This window comes from Nocardia cyriacigeorgica, assembly GCF_029868385.1.
Taxonomy (GTDB): domain Bacteria; phylum Actinomycetota; class Actinomycetes; order Mycobacteriales; family Mycobacteriaceae; genus Nocardia; species Nocardia cyriacigeorgica_F.
This window is the reverse complement of record NZ_JARWNX010000029.1, coordinates 1-19,543: the sequence shown is the minus strand read 5'-3', so window position 1 is coordinate 19,543 and position 19,543 is coordinate 1. Positions and strand designations below refer to the sequence as shown.

The 19,543-nt window shown below is 64.2% G+C and carries 2 protein-coding genes; one reads left to right on the top strand and one right to left on the bottom strand.

Translation table 11 applies throughout. From position 1 onward, the window contains the following. Window positions 1–46: 46 nt before the first annotated feature. On the bottom strand, window positions 47–19,183 hold the full coding sequence (locus QH168_RS05870; RefSeq protein ID WP_280233430.1) for a M3 family metallopeptidase: 19,137 nt from the start codon (window positions 19,181–19,183) through the stop codon (window positions 47–49). A gap of 6 nt (window positions 19,184–19,189) precedes the next feature. Between QH168_RS05870 and QH168_RS05865 the strand changes: the two genes are divergently transcribed. Then, window positions 19,190–19,543 (top strand): hypothetical protein (locus QH168_RS05865; RefSeq protein ID WP_280233429.1); only part of this gene is annotated, 354 nt, incomplete at its 3' end.

The following is a 19,543-nucleotide window of genomic DNA, read 5'->3' as shown; positions in this document are numbered from 1 at the left end:
TAGGGCAGCATCACGTCTACTCGGCTCGACATGCTGTGCGGAGTATCTACCGTGGGCGGAACTCGTCCGCCCACGGTGAACCCCAATAGGATTCGAATGTGGGTTGGTGTAAACCATTCGGGGTGATCACCGCTTCGGCGGCCAGAAACGAATTGTCCCCCCATGACGGGCAGAGGAGATTGCTGGTGCAGAAGTGAATGTTGCGATACATCTCCGCGTCATTGATCAGATAGTCGGCAGTGTACTGTGCGGTTGCGCTACCCAGTTGGGCCGGACTGCATGATCCGATGATCAGTGCGCGATACTCATCAGTTGAGAGCATCTCCATTACTCGCTCGGTATTGGCCAGCAGGCGCCCGTAGGCAATGCCATCGAGGAACACTTCCTTTGTTGTCTCGCCGGACCTGACCTGAACTACGTAGAAGTTGGCGCTCGCGTGTGCGAACACGATAAAAGGCGATTTGCCGGTCGCGAGCACTTCCCGCTGCCATGCCGCGTCCTCGGGAGGGCCGTAGTCGACCCGATCGTCCGGGAGCCGGTACGCGGTGTAGACGCACAGTTCATGTGTCCGGTTCGGCCTGCTGGCCCAGAACGCGAGTCTGCCGTCCGGGTCGTCTGTCGACGGCAGGACGACGACATCTCCGTGCCCATCGCTGTTGGGTAGCGTCACCGCGATGACATCGTTCGGGTCGATCTCGATGTCGAGACCAGTCGACGGATCTGTGCCGATGATCGGGATAGTGGAGCCGTGCTGCCCGGGCGCAGCGGGTCCACCGGTCGCGCCGTCATCGAACCGGCCGGGGGCGGCGGTGAGCTCGACTCTCGGTACTACGATCCCGGACGGTATCGGTGACGGAGCCGGCGGCGGGATGGATGCGCTGCGCTCGTGGGGTTTCTCTTCAGATCGATTCGGCGGTGCAGTATCGCCGTGCAGCAGGAGAAGAGCGCGTAGCAGCACCCCCATGTCGCCGATCACGGCATCCGGTTCGTACGGCTCGAACGCGTCGACCTTGCCCGGTTTGTCCGCCAGTGCGATGGCAGGCATTCCGATCGCATGCGCGGCGATGATGTCAGTTGTCGAGTCTCCGACGTAGACGCAGTGCATCGGCAATATGTTGTGATCTGCGAGGATCCGATCCAAGACGAATCTGTCGGGCTTCAATCGGCTGAGGTAGTGCGACGAGCGGCCATAGATTCCTTTCAGATAGTTCTCGAGACCATGCTTCGCCGCATAATGATGCAACGCGGACGTCGCGTTGTTACTGCCGAGGAACACCTGTCGACCGTGTTGAGCGGCGGTACGGATCATGTCGTGCGCGTGATTGGTCGGTACGGCGCTGTCCATCGCTCGTATTTCGAGTTCGGTCAGCATCTGCTCGGCCGATACGGCGTATTCTTCGCCGGAACTCGCGATGAAGCGGACCACAGCGAACGGATCGGTGGCGTTCTGGATCGATTCCGGCAGTGTCTTATTCGGCTGCCATAGCCTGCCAGCGCGGCGAATCTCCTCGGCGACCATGTGGTCGCGGAGCATCCCGAACACCGAGCAGACCGGTCCGTCGACATCGAGCAGCAGGTTGTTCTTGTCTGCGATGAGTTCACATACTTCCTCGACCGTGCTCAGTCGACCGTGGCCGGTTTCATTCTTGCTCCGCGGCACGAGCAGGTGCGGCTTGAACAGCTGTCGTGGTTCAGTCACTTCGGCTGGGCGCAAAGAGTCGGACGATGGTTGGCTGTGTTCGCTGGCCCGGGTCGTCGGCTCGATGGAGGCCCCGGCGTGTTGGGGTGTAACCGGGGGTTCGGGTAGCGGTCCGGTGATGTTGTGGATGAACGGTATGTGTGCGGTGCTTCCGGGCGGGTGGCGGTGGGAGACCGTCTGCCGTACGTGGTCGATATATGCCAAGTATTCGGGGCGCGCTCGGTGATGGAGATACTTACCGAAATCGGTGTGTCCATCGAGTAGTTGGTCGACGGTGACAGCGAATTCTCGGAGTGCGTGGTCTGCCGGAGACATTCCGCTGGTTCGGCGTCGTGTTTGCGTGCGGAGGCTTCGGCTGAGGATACGCGCCGCCGCATGGGGTGGCGCGTGGAGAATGGTGGCTACTGTTGTGGCGAACCACTGCCCAATTCGGTCGTTCGCGGACAGGACTCGACCTCTATAGCTATTGACGAGTTTGCTGGCGTGACGGCGCTGATAGGGAATGACGACGTCGTCCATCAAATACCCGTAGAAAGTAGGGGAGGCGATCTCGGGGAGGAGAACGTCGGCATAGTAGCGGGTCTGTAGGTAGGTGAGTGAGCCGTTCACATGGTTGCGGCAGCCCGGGTATTGCGATGTGAAGACTCCGTCACGGGGGATACGCATGAAGCGTTCGTCTTCGGCGGGTGTCAGGATCTCGCGCGTCCGTTCGATGTCGACTTTGTTCAACGGTCGTGCTGCGACGATAGCTATGTACGCGTACTGGGGGATTTCATCGAGTGATAGCTGTCGTCCGAGATCGCCGATGATGCTGGCGTCGGCGGGATCCTCGGAGCCGAGTGATACTGCCTTCCACACGTACAGGGTCTCGCCGGGCAGTCGGGGGCGTTCTTGCACGAGCAACACCGGTCCCGATGTCGTGTTGGGCATACCCAGCAGCTTCTCCGCTTCCGTTGCAGCCAGGGTGAACGCACCGAGGGCGCTGAGCATGGGGCCGTTGGCCGCGAGCCAGTCACGCTCCCACGCCAATTGGAGGTCGGTGTCGAAGAATGCGGCACCTGTCGGCTCGCCCGGCTGGTTGGCGGGCCGCTCGCGGATATAGTCGAAACCGGATGCACGCAGCAACGCCGCCTCCAGTCCGGCGGCGAAGTCGACTGGAGGCTCCTTGGACGGCTCCACGCGCTCCGTCGGTACCGCAGCGGGCGTACTGTTCGCTCGATGGAACTGTGCCTGACTGGGCGGCGTTTCCCCCTTACCTCCGCCGCGTTCGGCACCACCACCGTCGACGTTCAGTTGCGCAAGCCGTTCCACCGAACTCTGTCCCCGGCCCGGTTTCGGTCCGCGATCCCATGGGGTCTTACCGCCGCCATCTAGCGGGGCGTCGGGGTCGGGGACACCCATGGTCCCGATCATGGCCGGGGGGCGTCCTGCTGGCCTGGCGTGAGCAGTACCGGAGGTAGCGGCGGGCGCTGTACCAGAGGCATCCGCAGAGCGCGATTGTGCTGGGGTGGATTCCGTGGCCGGCTCGTGTACGGGCTGGGGTGAGGATCGTGGCCGGTAGCTGAACCAGTCACCGACGGATGCGGTCCGCTCGGCCTCCGGATCGTTGAGCCGGGAACCGACTTGACGTTGCAGCCAGGTCGGATTTTCGACGCTCGGCCGGAGCGGGGCGTGTGGTACCTCGTTGCCACGGCCCACCGCGATCAGGCCGAAGTAACCGAGCGGCTCGGTCGGATTCCAGAAGACGGCGTCGATGTACTGCCAGTACTGGCGGTGCGTGCGCAGCGCGTCGGAGAACCGCGGCACATCCGGGAATTCCGACGGGATCCGATGATGCGCTCCGAACTGTTCGGTCGCCGGATCCATTCCCTGACCGCGACCGGCGAACCGGCCCGGTTGGCCGAGCGTGCTCGACCCGAGCCAGGTCACCGGATCCCTACTGCCCGCGGCGACGTATACCTCGTCGACCTCGAACTGGTCAGCGTGCTCCAGAGGGCCCATGCCGGGAGAACCGAGTGGGAGCACCGATTTGACTCGGCCGCGCAATCGTCCGCCCGCGGCGGCGTAGGCCATGGTGGTGGAACCGTAACTGTGGGCGTAAAGCCGGTTCAGCGGCGGCGGTGAACCGTCGGGCAGGTCTGCCTGCAAGGTGCGCGTGGTATCGAAACCCACGAGGTCTCGGACCAGCAGCCGGCCGCCTTCGATGGCCGGTTGGGGTGAGATCGTCTCGGTCATCATCTTGCCGCCGCTCGGTGCGTCGTATCCGAGCCATGCGATCGAGAGGATGTCGAGGCTGGGATCCAGTTTCGCCGAGACGGCGTACAGGTTCGAAGAATTGGTCAGTCGGCTGTTCAGACGCTGTAGCGTCGTAGTGATTCCAGGAATCTGCCACAGTGTGACCCCGGCGCGGTCGCCGTCACCGAAGCCGACAGCGGCACGCCCGGAACCACCGAATTCCCTTGCGTCGTACGCCATTACCTGAATCCGAGGTGCGGGCACCGTCGGTTCCATCGATCGTGCTTTCAGCTCGGCCATCGAGAGCGCATCGTGGGTGTAGACCAGATTCCGCAGATGCAGCCGCTCGGCATCGCTGAGTTCGGTACTCATCCATTGTTCGATATCGGCGCCCACGGGCAACCGGTTGCGGTAGACGATCAGGTCACGGGCGATCGCCAGCCGGTTCGCTTCATCCCGCACCGCGAACGGGATGCCGTCGGCATTGCCCAACTCCGCCGGATGCGCCCGCAGGACCGCTTTCTGCTGATCCTCCGACAGCGCGTGCCACCAACGGAAGTTCAGCTCGGTCCGCTGCTCCGTCAGCGCCACGACCTCTTCGTCGGAGTAGTCGCCGTGCAGCAGATCCGTCGCGTTCCGTACGAGTCGCGAAGCCTCGAACGCACTGCGCGTCAACATTTCTTCGGCCGGGGAAGGTGGCGCCGCGGTCGGCAGGGTATCCGGATGCGGCGCTCGGAAGCTTCCCGGACCAGGGATACCCTCGCCGAGATCAGGGCGGGTGCCGGAGCCGTCGTCGACCCTGGAGAAACTGGCCGCCACGCCGCGTGGTGACACCACCTGGGGTACCCAGAACGACGGCCTGTCCGGACGCGCGCGACGACGCTCGAAATCGGCGGGAATCGACATGATGCGCTGCCGCACGTTCGGCTCGTCCACCGCCGGGCGGTGCTCGGTGCGTGGTGCTTCGTCGCCGCGCCCGACGGTGACCAGGCCGATCCCCAGCAGCGAAGTGGTCGGCTCGCGGGTCTCCGGGTCGGCGAACGAGAAATAGCCCTGATGCACGGCCATCCAATTGCCGAAGTCCGGCGCGAAATCCGCCTGGATCCGCACCGCGCCCCACGTCGCGTTCGCCGGATCGACTCCAAGCCCCTTACCGAAGACCCGGCCCATCCGCCCCGGCGTATCCGCGCCGAACCACCCGATGACATCCCGGCTCGAAGTGGTCACGTACACCTCGACATTCGGACCGAATTCGCGGGCGTGACGCATGCGAGTACCCGGTGTGCCGGCGAGAATCGCGTGATCGATCTCGCCGTCCAGCAGACCATCCATGCCCGCCTGGGTCACGGTGGCCGAGCCGTAGTTATGGCCGGCGAGGGTGACCAGTCTCGGCTTCGCGCTCCCCTCGGGCAAGGTCGCCTGGAACTCGCGAGTCGCGTTGTACGCCACCACCGATTGCGCCACGAGGAAGCCACCCACGTCGGCGTAGATCGTTTTGGCCGCGTCCGCGTACCCGGTGGGGTGGTGGTATCCGATATCGATGATGCTCACTGTCTCCTCGTCCGGCGACAGTTGTCTCGACACTTCGTATTGGTTGCGCGCGAACCCGGACCGGTACAGCAACGATTGCAGCGTTGTGCCGAACCCGCCGACATGCCTGGTCACCGTCGCCGCCCGGTCGGCGTCACCGATCGACACCGAGGCCGCACCATTTCCGCCGAACCGGACCGCGCTGAAGGACAGCAGCTGAACAGCGGGCGACCCGATCGTCTCGTTCGCCCCGCGTTCGATGGCCGCGAGATGGTCGCGGGCAGTCTCCAGGTTCTCCAGCTTCCGGTGATCGGCACGTGAGAGGTCGCCGCGTGCCGAGCGGCGCTCGAGCAGAGTGTCGAGGTCTCGGGTCATCGACAGCCGGTTCGCCGCGTCCCGCACCGCGAACGGGACGCCATCGGTATTGCCGATCATATGTGGGTGCAGGCGCACCATCGCCGACTGCTGCTCTGAACTCAGCGCCTGCCACCATCGGGCGTTGTCGTTGGTGCGCCGACGGGTGGAGCCCACCACATCGTGCCGATCGATCCGGCGCATCAAGGAGCTGAGGTCCGCATTCGGCCCGAGATGGTCTTTCAGCGTGTTTCTGGCCTGGTGCGCGAGTTCGCGTTCGGCGCGGGTGAGCGGCGGATCTGCCGGAAGTGTGTCCGACAGGTCCTGGTGCCCGTCCTGAACCGGTGTGTGCGGCGGGCCGCCCGTCGGGGCGGTGGGAGCCGAGGCGGCGATTCCGGCGAGCATTGTGAGCGACGGCGTCGCAACCCTGGTATCCGGTTCAGCGGACAGATAGCGTTCGAGCGTCGAGCGGCCCGCCACCGGTGCAGGCTCCACGACAAGACGGCGCGCGAAGGGATCCGTGTGGGCACTGCGGCCGAAGAACCGGCCGAGGTCGGTGCCGAGCACCGTGAACCGCTTCGACTGCGTTTCCACGATATTCACTTGCTCGACGCGGTACTCCGTCGAGTCGATCGACCGCCCCGCGCCACGTGGGTCGGCCAGGGTGACCGTCTGGACCTCACCGCTCAGCGCGCCCTGTGCGGCCGCGGCGTCGATGGCAGCCGCGCTCGGACCGTAACCGAAGATGTGGTGGACGGGCATGGGCGCGCCGTCGGGCAGTTGGGCCGCGAACATCCGGCTCCCGTTGAAGCCCGCGATATTCCCCGAGACCAGCCGTGCGTCCTGCACAACCACGGCCTTCGCCGCACCCGGCGCATCGTGCCGATGCGAGAGGACCACCGCGACCGGAGTTCCCGATGCCAGCCGTGCGGTCGCCTCATAGTGATTGCGCGCGTAGACCACATCGTCGATCAACGACGACAGACTCGCACCACGGCTGAGCACATGCCGCGATATCGACTTCGCGTCATCGGAATCACCGAACCCGATCTCGACTTCGCCATCGCTGTAGGCCAACAGCTGCACCAGAGGCGGCGCGACCTCGGGATGTACCGCCGCCGCCAGCTGCTCGGCCCGTGCCAGGGCCTTACGCGCATCGAGAATATTGCGCAGCCTCTGTGGTTCGTCGGGTCCGAACTCGGGATTGACCAGCTGACCGCTGCCAAGCCGCTCCGGCCGACGAGCCACGAAGGCCCCGAGATCGCGTTCGAGCGCCAGCCGGTTCGCGGCGTCCTTCACCGCACCAGGAAGGCCGTAGGCATTGCCGACCTCGGCGGGATGCACGAGCACCACCGCCTCCTTCTGAGGCGTACCCAGCTCATGCCACCAGGCGGCGTTCTGCGCCGCCCGATCACGCGCCGCCGCGACCACGTCACCGTCGGGTTTGCGGTCCAGGAGCAGATCCGTCGCGCGCGCACCAGGCCCAAGGTCACGCAGCGCATCCTCCGCGTAGGCGAGGTCGATATCGGTAGGAGCGTCGGTGCGGTCGGCAACCGAAGAAGCAGCTGTCCTGCCAGCCTGCGAGGTCTGCGTCGATGAAGCATCGCTGGAAGCCGATCTCCCCTTGCCGAAACCCGGCACACCATCGGGTGGGGAGTGGAAGGTGATGAGCCGCTCGAGGCCTGGTTTGGACCACGGAACATACGAGCGAATCTGCTCGGTGTCGTTATACGAGTTGCCCGAATCCGAACGGATCGTTCCGGGCGCGGGGGTCTGTGTGCGAGTTGGACGGCCTGGATGCCATGGCTTCGGCGGTTGCCCGGCCGGGACTGGATTCGCCTGTGCCGGCGTCGTGGTGTCCGGCGTGATGATCCGGGACGCCGGCGCCGCCTCTCGCTCTGGACCACCGTTCGGCCCGCCGTCGACCAGACCGAGATCACCCTCCTGCCCGGATGCCGGCGCGATGTCGGAAGGTCTTGGTTCACCTGCTTCGGGAGTTTCGCCGGCGGATCGGCGCGACGGGTCCGTGGCGGCGCCTGGATCGGGTGATGTCGGGCCCCCGGTCATGGTGTTCGATTCGGCAACGGGATAGGCGTCTCGGCTGAATCGGGCATGGACCAAGGTGAATTCACCCCTCGCACGGAGCTCCTGCACCGATTGCCCCGTGTCATCGCCTTGCAGCGAGAGGAACCGAACTCTGGTGTAGCCGTGATTCTTTGCCATCTCGCCTATGAAGGTGTGCTCGAGCGCAGCGTCCTCCATGGTGAGTGTGGGGTCACTCGCCAGGGAATTGTTGAATCTGGTGAGGTCGTTTTCCAGTGGGATTCCGGGCGCGGTTTCGAGGAGCTCCCAGCGGCCGTCTATCTCTCGAATCGGCAATGGTGCTTCGGCCATGAGATCATCGAACATCTGCCGGTCTGTGGGGGTTTCGGCACTGGTGCGGATGGTCACATGGAGTACGCCGCCGGTCTTGATTTCGGCGGTAGCACCGAAATATCTCGTTCCATAAAGGTTCATATAGTCGGCGACCATCTTGTCGAGATGAGCCGTCCATCGGCCACGGTGCACGATCCGGGGGGCCGGCGTGTCGTGATCTACCAGGATTGCCGGCGAGTCGCCGGCGGTATGGCTCGTCCCGATCAATTCTGCTTCCGCGGCTCGGATTTCGCGGTCGAATCGCGCCTGCCATTCCGCATCGGATTCGTTGTTCGGCGCCGGGTAGCGCCCGCCTTCCGCGAGATCGGCGAGTCGAAGCGTCAGCACATCGAGGTAGGCGTCCATCAAGCCCGGCCACGCCTCGTCGGTTTCGAGGAGTTCCACCGCACGCGTGTCCAACAGGTAGGCGGCGCGGAGCAATTTGTTGAGGTAGTCGAATCGATCGATATCGACGAGCGCCTGTTGATCGTCGCGTCCGGCGAACTCCCGCCGGAGCTGATCGGAGGCCGCGCTCCATTGTCGAGGGGTGACATTGTTGTCGTACGCGAGCGGCACCCCGAACTGCGTGGCCAGTTCGTCGCGGAGTCTTTCGAGTTCCTGGATGACTTCAGGGAGAGTGAGCGCCGGTGGTGCTGTATCGTCTTCGGCCTTGGCACCTACGGCCTCCAGCCGGTTCATCACGCCCTCGAACCACGATATCCGGTTCAATCGTGCGAAGTCTTCTCGGAGCGCGGCGACTCGGCTGCGGATTCCATCGAGTTCGGCTCGTGGGAGATTGTGTTGTAGGTATTTCGGTGGCCCACCGCCCGATTGCACGAACATACTGGAAAACCCGCCGGTCGGCAGGTCGCGATCGAACGAATTGCTGTGGTCGATGGGCACCAGGCGGACGCCGTGGACGAATCCGAAATTCTGGCCCTCATATCGATCCCACGGTCGGGTGAGAACTTCGCCGAGTCCGTTCCTCCTCGCGTCCGGAGTATGGCGATGGGTGCTCCAGTTGCTCTCTCCGATCGTAATGTCCAGGACATCTGGTATGTAGGGCGTGTAGAAGACGTGATCGCGCCGCACTACGTCGGGCGTATGCACGCCGATGGCTCGCAGTACGAGAGTCGCCAGTTCTTCGGCATCGGCTTGGTGTGCCGAACGGACCGTCTTCTCGACTGCGCAGAAGCCGTTGGCGTAGATGACCAACGTCACCTGCTCCGACATGGTGGAGTCGGTGTTCGGTTCCTTGATGACCAGGCGACTGGCTACGCCGCGGGCTTCGGCTTCTGTCAGCTTTTCGGCGAATGATCGATCATCGGCAAGATCGTTCAGCCACAGCTTGCTGTCGTTGATGTAATACCTGAATCCCCAGAGCGGTTCGGGGTCGCCGCCCGAGATCTGCTCGACCCCGACGTGCCCATCGTCATCCACCCGGATGTGCCAGTATTCGATCGGAGTACCCTCATCGGCCATCCGCTGCCGGAATCCGGCGGAGAACATATCGAGCAGTCGCATTTGTCCGAGCATCGGTGACACGACCACCACGCGCCACCCGCTGTCGGACTGCGCGTCCCGGACCCGCCCGACACCTTCGTAGAGGAACTGGGCTCCCTTCGCCGCGAGCACCTCCCGGGCCGCGAGAATCGGTAGCACCGAACGAATTTCGTTGACGTACCGGTGCCACTCATCTATATGCCGCCGCAGCGCGACGAACATGTGGTTGATCTTGGAGAACTCCCCGTCTTCGGCGAGGACGCGGGCGATGACGCCGTCGATGACGAGCCTGCGCAGCGCTCCATCCATCCGTGCGCGCCGTGTATCCGACATGATGCCGAGCAGCGCGTCACCGATCTCCTGAGTGCTCTTCCCGATCACATGGGTGACGTCGATGCCGAGCCGAGCCGCAGGGCGCAGCGCTTCACGCACGACCTCGTCGGCCTCGGCTTGGGCCCTGGCCAATGATCTGAGCGCGGCGGGCGGGATCTGAACCGGTTCGTCGGGCGGCCGTGACGGTCCGGCATCGGCGCCGGGCCCGCGGTGGCCCGCTTCGTCGGACTCCGCTTCCGCCTGTTCGCCGGAGGTCTCGACGCCCGCCGGGATCCGGTCGACGGAGATACCTCGTGGTTCGAGGAATGGCGCGACGTCCGGGTCATCGCCCAAATATCCCTCGACGATCTCGCGCAGGCCGACTTCTTCGTGGCGGAAGATGTTCTCGCGCATCCAGTCGCCGACTTCCCTCGTCAGCCCGTGCTGCTCGATGAGCTGCTCGACGGTCGAGGTGACCATTTTCGCGAGGAGTTCGGTGACGGGGTAGGCGTACATGACGCCGCCGTAGGAGAAACCGATGATATGGCCGAAATGTTGTAGTGGATGGCTGTCGAGGACATAGGTCAGATCGAGCCCATGCCTCGCCAATTCGGCATCTTCGAGTGCGCGGATGGCAGCCTGCCGATCCGCCGCGTCTGTAGTCGAGAGCATGGCGAGCGGTGTGCGTTCGCTGTGCCACAGCCGGTCAACGACGGTGTAAGCGAAGATTCGGGCAGTACCCATGCCCATCTGGACCTGGCTGGATGTCAAGAGTTCATCGATCATGCTCTCCGGCATCGGCTCGCCTGTGTCGTGATGCCTTGCGTACCTGCGGATCATCTGCGGATGTGATCGGAACAATTCCAATACCTGGGCCGGGAATTCGGCCCAGGTACGTGGTTTGCGGCTGCCGAGCAGCTCTCGCATACCATCGCCGACCAGGATGTTCACCGCATGCCCGAACTCGTGGAACACCGTGCGAACATTGACCCAGCTCAACAGAGTCGGTTGATCGGGTGGCGGTTCGGCGAAGTTCGTGACGACGACACAGACCGGGAGTTGCTCGGTCGGCGCGAACTTGCTGACGATCCCTTGCGTCCAGGCCCCGCCGTTCTTCCCCGGTCGGGCGAACGGGTCCCACAGCACCAGGCCCAGCTTCGTCCCATCGTCATCGGTGACTTCGAACGTACGGACATCCGGATGGAACCCCCGGATGTCGGGGCGTTCGGTGAATGTCAGTCCGAACAGTTCCTTCGCGACGAAGCCGAACCCTTCCTCGAATACCTGATCCAGCTCGAAATAGTTCGGTGCGTCGTCGCTGAGCCGCGTGGTGGCGCCGCCGGAGCTGTCTTCTTGTGCGGTGAGGGTACGGCGGCGGGCGTGCGGTACATCCCAGGGGCTCAGCTCCGGTAGGCCGAGCGCCTCGGCTCCCTTCGCCAGATCATCCCTCGCCGCGGCGACCGTCGGCGGGATCAGCCTTTCCAACAGCGAGGACCATTGTTGCGGGCTGACGGGCTCGCCTTCGGCGACGAATGCGGTGTGATCGGGATAGCCGAGTAGTGCGGCGCGGTCAGCGCGCAATCGCATCACCTCGACAGCGATGTCGGTGTTGTTGTGTACCACGCCGCGGCCGATTTCGGTTGCGGCGTGGTACAAGAGCTCCCGAAGCTCGCGGTCGTCCAGCATCTCGAGCAGCGGCTGATAGTTACCGGAGGCGGCGGGGGCGAGTTCGATGAGGTACCCATCGGCGAAGCCGCGACTCTGAGCTGCGAATTTCGCGGTCTCGATCTGCGCCGTGGACAGACCGGAGAGGCGGCCGACATCGGTGACATGTATCGCCGCGTCCCGCGTCGCCGCCGTGATATTGCTTTCGTATGTGCTGATCAGGCTGGCGATTTTGTCATCGATTTCCTCGAGTGCGGCCTGGTCGTCGGCGGGAAGGTCGATGCCGGTGCGGTGGAAGTCCCGGTAGAGGCGCTCGAGATGTTCTCCGGTGGCCGGATCGAGGCCAAGCTCGTCCCGCTGTTCGTAGAGTTTTCGCACACGTTCGAAAAAGGCTTTGTTCGTGAATATTTCATTGCGAATCGCCGACGCCATCGCGGTGAGCTCCGGGATAATCATCTTGATTCCGGGGAAACGTTCTTCATCCTTCAGATTCCCGGAGATGACATTCGACGTCAGAACCACACGGTTGAAGAGATTTCCGGCCGCAGCGAACCGGTCCAGGGTGTTTGCGATCGTTGCGGGAGCCGGATCGTCGGCAATCGCGGCGACCTCGGCCCTCAGTTCCGCGATTGCAGAATGCATCGCCGGTATCAGGTGTTCGGAGTGCAGCAGATCCCACTGCACCATCCCGTAGGTATCGACATTATCGTCGGCGGTGATCAGCGGGTTCGAGCTGTCCGCAACCCCCGTGACCGGACCGGTGAGCTGGATGAATCCAGGTGGGGCACCCGGCTCATTCCGGGCGGCGTCGGCCCCGAGTTCCTTGACCATGCCGAGAGTGCCCGCCGCGAGGCCGGTGAATTGCTTGTCTGTTCTGAGGAAGTAGAACTCATACGACTCGATGGAGTAGGCCGATGGGCCACCGTCCGCCAGTTGCTCGACCATCCACCGGGTATCGGTCGTGACGTCGCGGCCGATCTGTCCGTCGAGGTAGCGGATGATGCCGTGGTCGTTGACCACGTTCAGGATGTGCCCCTCCTCGCTCCCGCTCTTGCGGTATGCAAGCATGCCCCGGGCCAGATGTCCGCCGTCCGACAATTCGGTCTCGAGGTCGACCAGACTTGTCACAGGTCGGAATTGCGTCGCGTAGTGCGCATCGATGAACGGCGATCGAGGGTGCCCATCCTCGAACTGGAGAGCTGCCCAGGTTTTCCGCGGTGACGCGACGTAGTTCTTGCCGTCGATGTTGCGGTCGATGACCACTGCGCAATCCGCGCAGTTGACATATGCCGAATCGTCGCCGGTGTCGGTAGCCCGCGGCGCCAGGGGGTTCACCGCTCGGACGAGGTCGAGGAGCGGGTCGGCACCGAGGTGGCGCCCGGAGTCCGCCTCGAGCGCCCGTTCGGCGAGATCGACGAATCGTGTGAGGTCATCGGATGGGGAACCGGCTGCGCGCAGGCGGGCGGCGATATCGCGCAACTCTGCGAATGGGTTCTCGCTCGATGGCTCCCGCCATTGGGTGCTCGAGGTGTCCAAGCGCAACATGTTCTGTAGCCAGTCGTCGAGATGCCCCAGCCGGATAGTGAGCCGCTCACGTTCTTTCGGCGTAACTCCTCGCGACATCGCCGCCCATACATCGCGGTGGTATCCGATTCGCTGGGCGATCCAGTCTCCGATCTTGGCGAGCCTGCCATGCTCGATCGCCAGTGTCCGCGCCTGCGGACTCATCTCGCGCCATTCGGATTGGACGAGTTCCACCGCGTGCCAGATCAATTCCTGCTGGTCGAGCCACTCGGGTTCCCCTCCGAGCAGTCGTGCGAGCTCCGAGCGCGCCGGGACCTGGCCCGGTGACGTTCGGGCGTCGGGTTGCTCGACCTCGGACGTCGAATCGGTGCCTCGAGGCTGCTCGGGGGTGCTCCCTGCTCCGGGGTCGGGGGCCGGGTCGAAGCGGTTGAAAACCGACGGGTCGTCTGCCTCCTGGCCGAGCGACGAGCGGGTGACTGTGTCTACGAGCCGGCGACGTTCGGGCGCGAGCGGGTTGAAGTCGGGGTCGGGATTGCCCGAACCGGTAGGAGTCCCCGGCGTCCAAGGAGTCGGACGCGAGCCGGCCCGATTCGGCTGATCGGATGCGGGTGCGCTGCTGGCGGATCGGCGCGCCCATGGGCTCGTCGACGAGGATGGTGCCGATGGTTCCGGGCTCTTGACGGTCGGGCGCGGTTCTTGCCGCGGGGCCACTTCGTCGATGTCGGCGAGGATGTCGTCGATATCGCGTCGTACCGGGGCGTCGGTGGCCTCGTTACGGGGCATGGCGACCGGTCGAGACTCACCCAGAGCGTCGGCGATGGTGTCGAGAACGTTCGATGCGCCTGGCCGTCCTGTGCCCGGCCCGGTCGGGCTGTGCTCACCTCCGGCTGGATCGATCCCGACGGTGCCGGTTTCCTCGGCGCCCGGCCGTAAATCCACAGCGGCCCACGTGACCGAGCCACCGCCCCATTGCTCTCGCCCCGATCGCGTGGTCAGGTGCGCCGTCGGCGGTTGGTATGCCTGCCCGATGCTGTCGTCGCCCGGGGTACGGTCGGCCACGGCGACACGGAACTCCAGCCCGTCCCTGCCCATCGTCACCATGCCGGTGAGCAGGGCCTCGCCGCGGGGGCCCGCCACCAGATCGTCCACCAGACCGATCGTCAACGATGTCGCGGCCTGCCGGGCGTCAGCGCGGATGAGTTCTGCTGGTACCGAGTCGAACAGGCGATCGACGAGCGCGGCCGGTCGCGCCAGTACCTGTACTGGATCGGCGCCCGCCGGGAACAGATGCTCACCCCGCGCGAATGCGTCGACTCCGTCGAACATATCGCTGACGTTCGCGATCGGATCGCTCCCGATCCACCAATGCAGGTCGACCAACCAGCTGTTGCGGTAGAACGCCAACGCCGCAGGCGAATTCGGCGCCGAGTTCACCGTGCGCTGGAACAGCTCGACCAGCGGTATCGCCTCGCGGTCTTGTGGACCCGTCACTGTAAGGGCCAGGACCTTGCTGTCCGGCTCACCGGAGACGTGCACATCCACCCGCCACGGTCCGGAATCACCGGCGCTGCTCGCGAAGTCGGTGATCCTCCGGTACAGCACGGTCTCGGCTGCGGCCAGGTGGTCGGGATCGGTCCAGCGGTGCCGGGCCATCTGGGTCCGCGCTTTTTCCAGGATGGCGGCCATCATCGTCGCGCTGACGGCGTGGTCCGAAATACTGAGCTGGGGCTCGGCGGCTCCGGACGGCCGGAAGACGACCTGCTGGTACTTCCTCGGCTCCATACCGACGCGATCCCGCACGATCTCCATGGTCAGCAATCCGGACTGCGTGACGCGGGCGATGAAGCTGATGTCTTCTCGCCATCTGTCCATCGCGTCCTGGACCGTCTGCTGCGCGAGCGTCATCGCCTCGCCGACATCGACGTGGCGTACGCGCTCGGACAGCAGACTGCTCACCAGATTGCGAGCCTCGATGGGAGGCCGTCCCTGCGGAACAAACTCCATGGTCCGGGTATCGACGATCGGGTCATCGTTGCTCCCTGCGGCATCGCGGGGAGCAACGATCACCTCATCGTCGAGCCGGCGGAAGTCGAGGACCACCCGCCGGAATTCGGGCGTCACGTCGGTTGACCACGCGGTGGTCGTGAGATCCAGGATCCGGATGAGCTGCGGTGGGATATCGCGACGGTCGGCGTGGGTGATCGTCACCCGCAGGCCGAGCGCCTCTCGCGGTTCGGCGCGTACCGTGACCGTGGCGCCCGGCTCGGCGGCGCCGACCACATCACCGACGGTGCGCGCTATCGCGGCGCGAGTGGATTCCCCCCACCCGGGTGACGCGTCGTCGATCGCTCCGCGCAGGATCGGTGCCACCTGCGGATCGTCGGACATGAACCGCACGCGCGCGCCGTTCGCCTGCGCCGCGGCGGGCATCTCGGACGCATCGGTCACCGGATCGTCGAGGTTCCGCGCGACCGGTGCGGCACTCTCGTCTGATGAAAAGGCCTGGTAGAAGATCCGATCGGGCTGGCGGTCGAGCACGGTCAGGGTCAGTCCGTCGGGCGGTGTGCCGAGGACCGCAATCAACCGATCGACGCTGTTCTGCGCCGAATCCGCGTAATCGGTGTCTGCCCATTCGGGGATCGGCTCGACGGTCAGTTCCGCGCTTCGATCCGAAGCATGGGCCTCACGATCGGACAGGGCGGCCACGAGGTCTACCGACCCATCGGCCTCATCGCCCATCACCACCCACGCGGTGTAGCCGTCTGCTCCGTACTCGATCCCGTAGTCGTCGGCGTACATCGGCGCGATGTTGAGTTGTGGGCTCCTGCCGACTCCGCGCACCCGGCTTTCGACGCTGATCGCCTCGACCTCGGCCGCGGTCCACAACCAGGTCACCACCACGACACCCTCGGCCTCGGGGTGGTTCAGGATGTTGCTGGCCAGCTCATCGATCAGCAGTTCCACCGTCTCGCCGCGGCGGAAGGACCAGGCCGTATTGCCATCGCTGATATCGACCAGATCGGTGACGAGCTCGGTTATCACCTCTCCGATGCGCTCGGCGTCGGCATCGGGCCCGATCTCCAGGATGCGCACCATCGCCGAGCCGATCGGTTGGCCGGTGACGGTCGGGTCTTCCGTGGCTGCGGGCTGTGCGGGCAAGTTCTGACCGGCGAACTCACTCAGCGGCTGATCAGGTGCCCGGTCGTTGTTCGCCGCTGGATCGGAGTCACCCGGTGGCTCGACGTCGGGCGTGTTGTAGAAGAACGTGAACGGGTCGAGTCCGTCCGGGCCGAGGCCGCCGCGGGGGCGCCTGCGGCCCCGTCGAGATGGGAGGTCGAGAGGGTCGGGGTCAGTGAAGGGCTGGAACCCGAGGCCCGGGCCGGGGATCGGGCCCGGGTCGGCCCCCTTCGGTGGTTTCAAGTCTCCGAGCGTTGGCAGGAGAACGCGCCGGCGTTCGGACCCTTGCTGGTCGACAGTGGCTCTCGATGGGGAGGCGGATACGTCGGGAGTCGGGGTTCGGTCCATCGGGATGCCGCGTGTTTCGAGGAAACGGCTGACGTCCGGGTCGTCGCCGAGGAGCCTGTCGACGATCTCCCGCAGGCCGGTCTCGTTGTGGCCGAAGGCATTGTCGCGTAACCAGTCGCCGACCACGCTGGTCAATCCGTGCTGCTCGATGAGCTGCTCGGCATGCTGGATGGTCATCTGGGCGAGGATGTCGGCTACGAGGTAGGCGAACATCACACCGCCGTAGCTCGAGCCGATGATGTGGCCGTAGTGCTGAAGAGTGTGGCTGTCGGTGACGTATGGCAGATCGAGCCCATGCTCGGCGAGCACGGCGACCTCGAGCTCACGGATCTTCCGTTGCAGATCTGGAACCGTTGGCAACTCGTCCGGTCTGCTCTGATACCACATCAGATCGAGAATGGTGTAGGCGAGATTGCGGGCGGTGCCGATGCCCATATGAGATTGCCTGGATGCCAGCAGCGCCTCGGCCATCTGCCGTGGCATCTTCTTATCGCTTATCGAATGATGTTTCGCATACCGCTGGAACACAGCGGGATGAGACCGGAACATTTCCATTACCTGAGCCGGGAATTCGGCCCAGTTGCGTGGCATGCGCATGCCCAGCTGTTCGAGGACTCCGGACCCGAGAGCGACGTTGACCGAATGGCCGAACTCGTGGAACAGGGTGCCGACCCAGTCCCAGGACAGCAGGACCGGTTCTCCAGGTGGTGGTTTGGGCACGTTCAAGCTGACGATTGATACCGGGAGTTGCCCCGTCGGGTTGAACTTGTCGACGAGAACGTGCGTCCACGCACCACCGCGTTTCGTCGGTCGGGCGAACGGGTCGAACAACACCAGACCGCGCTTCTTCCCATCCGCGTCGGTGACTTCGAACGTGCGGATATCCGGATGGAGTGTCGGGATATCGAATCGTTCGGTGTAGGTGAGGCCGAATACTTTCTCGGCGACAAAGCGGAAGCCCGAGTCGATTACCCGATCGAGTTCCAAGTAGTTCTGGGGCTCATCGCCGGGTGGTGTGGTTGCGTCGTCGGTGAGTGCCGACGCGGTCTGGGCCTTCCTCTTCGCATACGGAACATCCCAGGCCTCCAGCTTCTCCAGCCCGAGCAGCTCGGCGCCTTGTCTCAGTTCGTCATGGGACGCCGCGACTGTCGGGGGGATGAGCTTGTCCAGTACGGCAAGCCACTGCTCTGGACGGACGGGCTCTTCCTCGGCGACGAATTCCGCGTAGTCGGAGTTGCCCAGTGCCTGGGCTTTCCGGGCGCGCTCCTTGACCACCTCCATGCCGGGCGCGGTGTTGTTGTGTTCTTCGCGGCTGCCGATTTCGGTGGAAGCGATATACAACTCCCTGCGGAGTTCGCGATCGTCCAGCACTTCGAGCAGGGGCTGATTGTTCCCGGAGGACGTGGGCGTCAGCTCGATGAGATACCCCGGAATTCCTCGAGATTCGGCGGCGAATCTGGCGGCTTCCACCTGTGCCGGGGACATACCGGACAGCCGCTCGACATCGGTGACATGGATGGCCGAGTCACGATATGCCTCCAGCATATTATTGTTGTATGCGCTGATCCGTGCGGCAGTCGTGTTGTCTATTTCTTTGAGCAGCTCTTTATCGGGCAGGTCGATTCCGGTGCGGCGGAAATCCTGATAGAGCCGTTGCAGATGTTCGGCGGTGGCAGCATCGAGAGCCAGATTTTCGCGCTGCTGATAGAGCGCTCGCACCCGGTCGAAGAACGCTTCATTCGTGAAGACTTCTCGAACGATGTCAGACTTCATCGCCCTGATCTTCGGAATGATCTCGTCGATACCAGGGAACCGTTCGGGATCTTTGTGGTTGTCGGCGATTACCGCAACCACTCGATCCACGCGATTGATGCCCTTCCCCGCTGCCGCGAAGCGGTCGAGGGTATTGGCTATCGTCGCCTCCGCGGGGTCGTCGGTGATGGCGAGGATGTCACGCCTGAACTCCTCGACCGCCGCCTCCATCGCCGGGATCAGATGCTTGGATTCGAGCAGATCCCAGCGCACCATTCCATAGGCATCGAGATTCTCGTCTGCGGTGAGCAGCGGGTTCGGTTCCGGCGGTGCGCCGGAATCCCAGGTAACCGAACCGGCTCCCGGACCGCGATAGGTCCCGGCAGTCGATGAGACGTAACCCGCACGCATTGCCGCGATCGCCGGATCGTCGGCACCACGGTCGGGGGGCGTCGGCTCGGCCGGTGATTGTGGTGTCGCGGCCGGTGGGTTGGTGGTTGTCTCGGTTGTCCGCCATTCCAGTTCGGTTTCGAGTGTGTGTAGCTCCTCTGTCCAGAGTTCGGCGATCTGTGGGTCGTCGGTGTCGGCGATTCGTTGTTCGGCGGCGGCGATGCCGCGGCGGATGTCGGCGGGAGTCAGGTCCTCGCCCATGAGCAGGTCGCCGCTCATTTGTCCGTGGCGGTAGATGATGGGTTGGCCGTATTTCTGGTCCAGGAATGGTTTCTGGATGGTGTAATGACTGTAGCCGTAACCTATGAATACATCTGCGCCTTGTGTATTCCAGCGGTCGATCTCGCCCATGATGACGAGTTCGCGTGTGTTGACTTCGAAGCGCGCGGTTTCTCGTATCGGATTACCGGTCAGGTTGGGGTTGTAGACATGCTCTGCTTTTCTGGTGATGTCGAATGGTTCGCCGAGATGTTTCTGGTACCAGCGCAACAGGTCGTCATAGGTCAGCTGTTGTGGGCCGTTCGCCTTCGGCCACACGCCTGTCTCGCGCAGCGCTGCTTCCCGGCTCGCCAGGGCGGA

Coding starts and splice junctions, on each gene's coding strand:
- QH168_RS05870 (WP_280233430.1), bottom strand. CDS start 19,183: ATGAGCGGCGACCTGCTCATGGGCGAGGACCTGACTCCCGCCGACATC.